The 3,562-nt window shown below is 62.0% G+C and carries 5 protein-coding genes and 1 pseudogene; 3 read left to right on the top strand and 3 right to left on the bottom strand.

The window, feature by feature from the left end; all coding sequences use genetic code 11:
- From trmFO to EN932_RS31630, 3 genes are all read left to right on the top strand, one after another.
- Window positions 1-1,404 (top strand): methylenetetrahydrofolate--tRNA-(uracil(54)-C(5))-methyltransferase (FADH(2)-oxidizing) TrmFO (trmFO, locus tag EN932_RS31620; RefSeq protein WP_245483358.1); only part of this gene is annotated, 1,404 nt, incomplete at its 5' end.
- Window positions 1,405-1,430: 26 nt separating this feature from the next.
- Window positions 1,431-1,556, top strand: a complete 126-nt coding sequence (locus tag EN932_RS39805) for a type II toxin-antitoxin system ParD family antitoxin (RefSeq protein ID WP_224675324.1) — start codon at window positions 1,431-1,433, stop codon at window positions 1,554-1,556.
- A 93-nt stretch (window positions 1,557-1,649) separates the two neighbouring features.
- A complete protein-coding gene (locus EN932_RS31630; protein ID WP_127368530.1) occupies window positions 1,650-1,982 on the top strand; it encodes a type II toxin-antitoxin system RelE/ParE family toxin in 333 nt (110 codons plus the stop codon).
- A 7-nt stretch (window positions 1,983-1,989) separates the two neighbouring features.
- Here EN932_RS31630 and EN932_RS31635 read toward each other — a convergent pair whose 3' ends face one another.
- The 3 genes and pseudogenes from EN932_RS31635 to EN932_RS39235 all read right to left on the bottom strand — a co-directional run.
- Window positions 1,990-2,940, bottom strand: a complete 951-nt coding sequence (locus EN932_RS31635; RefSeq protein WP_206519177.1) for a sterol desaturase family protein — start codon at window positions 2,938-2,940, stop codon at window positions 1,990-1,992.
- Window positions 2,940-3,350: a hypothetical protein gene (locus EN932_RS31640; protein ID WP_337123853.1), complete on the bottom strand. Its 411-nt coding sequence runs from the start codon at window positions 3,348-3,350 to the stop codon at window positions 2,940-2,942. The genes EN932_RS31635 and EN932_RS31640 overlap by 1 nt, the downstream gene beginning before the upstream one ends.
- A gap of 94 nt (window positions 3,351-3,444) precedes the next feature.
- Window positions 3,445-3,562: pseudogene (locus tag EN932_RS39235) on the bottom strand (phytoene/squalene synthase family protein); the annotation flags it as partial.

Genomic DNA, 3,562 nt, shown 5'->3' on the forward strand with positions numbered 1-3,562 from the left:
ATCCACATCATCGGCGGCGGCCTCGCCGGTTCCGAAGCCGCCTGGCAGGCAGCGCAAGCCGGCGTGCCCGTCATCCTGCATGAAATGCGGCCCGTTCGTGGCACCGATGCGCACAAGACCGATAGCCTGGCCGAGCTCGTCTGTTCCAATTCCTTCCGCTCCGACGACGCCGACAACAACGCGGTCGGCCTGTTGCACGCCGAAATGCGGCTGGCCGGCTCGTTGATCATGAGCGCCGGCGACGCCAACCAGGTTCCGGCCGGCGGCGCGCTGGCCGTCGATCGCGACGGATTCGCCGATGCCGTGACGAAAAAACTCGAAGCACACCCGCTGATCACCATCCGGCGCGAGGAAGTGCCAGGTCTGCCGCCGACGGATTGGGACCAGGCGATCGTTGCCACGGGTCCGTTGACCGCCCCCGGGCTTGCCCAGTCGATCGCGGAAGCGACAGGCGCCGATGCGCTCGCCTTCTTCGACGCCATTGCGCCGATCATCCATTTCGACACGATCGACATGAATACCTGCTGGTTCCAGTCGCGCTACGACAAGGTCGGGCCAGGCGGCACCGGCAAGGACTACATCAATTGTCCGATGGACAAGGACCAGTACCTTGCCTTCGTGCAAGCGCTGGTCGACGGCCAGAAAACCGAATTCAAGCAATGGGAAGGCACGCCCTATTTCGACGGCTGCCTGCCGATCGAAATCATGGCCGAGCGCGGTGTCGAGACGCTACGCTACGGGCCTATGAAGCCGATGGGGCTGACCAATGCCCACAATCCGACGGTAAAGGCCTATGCCGTCGTCCAGTTGCGGCAGGACAATGCGCTGGGCACGCTCTACAACATGGTCGGTTTCCAGACCAAGTTGAAGCATGCCGAGCAGGTGCGCATCTTCCGCACTATACCGGGTCTCGAAAACGCCGATTTCGCCCGTCTCGGCGGCCTGCACCGCAACACCTACATCAACTCGCCGACCTTGCTCGACGCTTCGCTGCAACTGAAGTCGCGGCCCGGCCTGCGTTTCGCCGGCCAGATCACCGGCTGCGAAGGCTATGTCGAGAGCGCTGCGATCGGCCTGCTCGCCGGCCGCTTCGCCGCCGCTGAACGGCTCGGCCTTGCTCCGTCCCTGCCGCCGCTGACCACGGCCTTCGGCGCTCTGCTCAACCACATCACCGGCGGTCATATTGTCTCCGATGACGAGCCGGGAAAGCGCTCATTCCAGCCGATGAATGTCAATTTCGGCCTGTTCCCACCCGTCGAAGCTCCGAAGGCCGAGGGCAAACGCATGCGCGGCAAGGACAAGACCGTTGCCAAGCGGCACGCCATCACATCGCGTGCGCAGGCTGATTGCCGGCACTGGCTGGGACTTCCGGCGCAACCGGAAACGGCCGAAGCGGCGGAATAAACAGCTTCGCGTTCTGATTGGACCCCATGATCCGGGACAAAGTCGAAGACGGCTCCTTCGGTTCGGCCAGTGAAGTCATCCGCGCCGCCCTGCCTTCCAGCGCGAGGAGGAAGAGCACGCTGAACGCATGGCGTCCATCAGGGCGCGGGTGAAGGCGTCGATCGAAGACAAAAGACCCGCTGTTCCGCTCGATGAGGCGATCGACCGGGTAAAGAGCCGGATTTCGCAACTGACGAGGGAGAGCGATGATCCAGCGTCCCGCCGTCGTTCTTAGCGAAAGCGCGATCTCCGATCTTGAAGCAATTGGCGCCTACATCCTTGAGAGCAGCGGCAGCGAAAACATCGCCAACGGTTTCGTGGATCGGATAGAAGAGCGCTGTCAGAGTATCGGCAATGCGCCTCGTGGCGGTCGCTCGCGCGACGATATCGTTCGGGGATTACGACCCGTCCCATTCCGAGCATTCCGCCGTCATCACCACCTGACCGAGAACGATGTCATCCGCATCGTCAACATCTTCTATGGCGGTCGCGACTATGAGACGCTGATGCGCGACGGCGGGTCGAACGAACCATCCTGAGGCGATATTATTCAGCCGGCTCGACACCAGCCATCGGCAATCCCGGCTTTCCCGCCTCACCCGGATTTCGCCTGACATAGGCCGCCTTCAAACTCTCCGAGGTTTCGCGCGAGCCGTCATGGCTCCAGCCGGGCGGCTTGATCAGATAGTTCAGGCGATCGCTCAAGGTCAGACCGGGCGCAAAGGCATCCCTGAACATGCCGATCCATTCATGGAATGCCACTTTCAGCGGATTGAAGGTGCCGAGATTCCTGACGATGCCGTAGCGCGGCCGGTCTTCTTCCAGTTCCCCGACGAAGGTGCCGAACATGCGGTCCCAGATGATCAGCGTGCCGGCATAGTTGGCGTCGAGGTAGCGCGGATTGGTGGCGTGATGGACGCGGTGGTGTGAGGGCGTGTTGAAGACGAACTCGAACCAGCCCCACATCTTGCCGATGGTCTCGGTGTGGATCCAGAACTGCCAGACGAGGTTGAAGCCGAAGGTGAAGGCAATCACCGCCGGGTGGAAGCCGAGCAGCACCAGCGGCGCCTGCAGCATGAACATGAAGGTGAACAGGCCCGTCCAGCTCTGCCGCAGCGCTGTCGACAGATTGTAGTGCTGGCTGGAATGGTGGTTGACGTGTTCGGCCCAAACCCAGCGCACCCGGTGCGCGATGCGGTGATAGAAATAGTAGCGCAGATCATCGAGCAGGAAGGCCACCAGAAAAATCCAGATCGACAGGCCGAGATTGAAGACGCGGAACTGCCAGAGCCACAGCAACGCCCAGTAGGACACGACGCCAAGCAGCAGCCCGGCAACGACATTGCCGGTACCCATCATCAGGCTGGTCAATGTGTCGCGCGTTTCGAACGAACCCTTGGCACGGCCGGTGCGCACCAACCAAAGCTCGATCAGGATCGCGACAACGAAGAACGGGATGGCCAGTTGAGTGACCTGCGGAAAATTGTAGTCGTCCATCATGCCGCCTCTCCGCCGAAACTCTGCGGCTCAAGCGCCTTCAGCAAGCCTTGCGCATCCGTTGCGCTGGCAAAGCGGAAGCGGCCGCCCTTCCAGGTGAAATCGGCGAGCCGCAGCGAGACCGTATTCCCGTCTCCAGCGTCCAAAATCGTGACATCTTGAGGCGTGACGATGCGGGTCAAGAAGCAGTCGCCTACGCTGTGAACGATCCCGAAGCGCCCTCGCCCGATATCCAGGAACGCGGTCCCGGCATCTGCTGTCAGGCGGACCGCCGCCACGATCTCGTCGGGAAAATCCTCGGCGAATCGGCTCACTGCCTGATCGGTGCCACTGAGCGTCGCCGTCTTGCTGCCGCCGGTGAAATGCACCGCCGCAACCGACAGTGCGATGCCGAAGGTAACGATCGCCACCAATATGGGTAAGCTCATTCATCTCCTCCGAGCCGGTCTGTTGTCTTCGGCAACAGTTTGGCGCGGGGACGTCTTAACATGATTGACGTTTACGTCAAAGAGCAGGCCAGCCCCTGCTCGCACGACGCAGCAGCAGCCAATGCCGGCGCAAGGCCGACAGCCGCGCCACGCCTTCGAGCGGCGAGCCATTCTCCATCTTGCCGAGATAGGCG

Source organism: Mesorhizobium sp. M7A.F.Ca.US.002.01.1.1 (assembly GCF_004022955.1).
GTDB lineage: Bacteria > Pseudomonadota > Alphaproteobacteria > Rhizobiales > Rhizobiaceae > Mesorhizobium > Mesorhizobium ciceri.

Bases quoted from the DNA above. Each gene is read 5' to 3' on its own strand.
- EN932_RS31630 (WP_127368530.1), top strand. From the start codon at position 1,650: ATGATCCAGCGTCCCGCCGTCGTTCTTAGCGAAAGCGCGATCTCCGAT.
- EN932_RS31635 (WP_206519177.1), bottom strand. From the start codon at position 2,940: ATGGACGACTACAATTTTCCGCAGGTCACTCAACTGGCCATCCCGTTC.
- EN932_RS39805 (WP_224675324.1), top strand. From the start codon at position 1,431: ATGATCCGGGACAAAGTCGAAGACGGCTCCTTCGGTTCGGCCAGTGAA.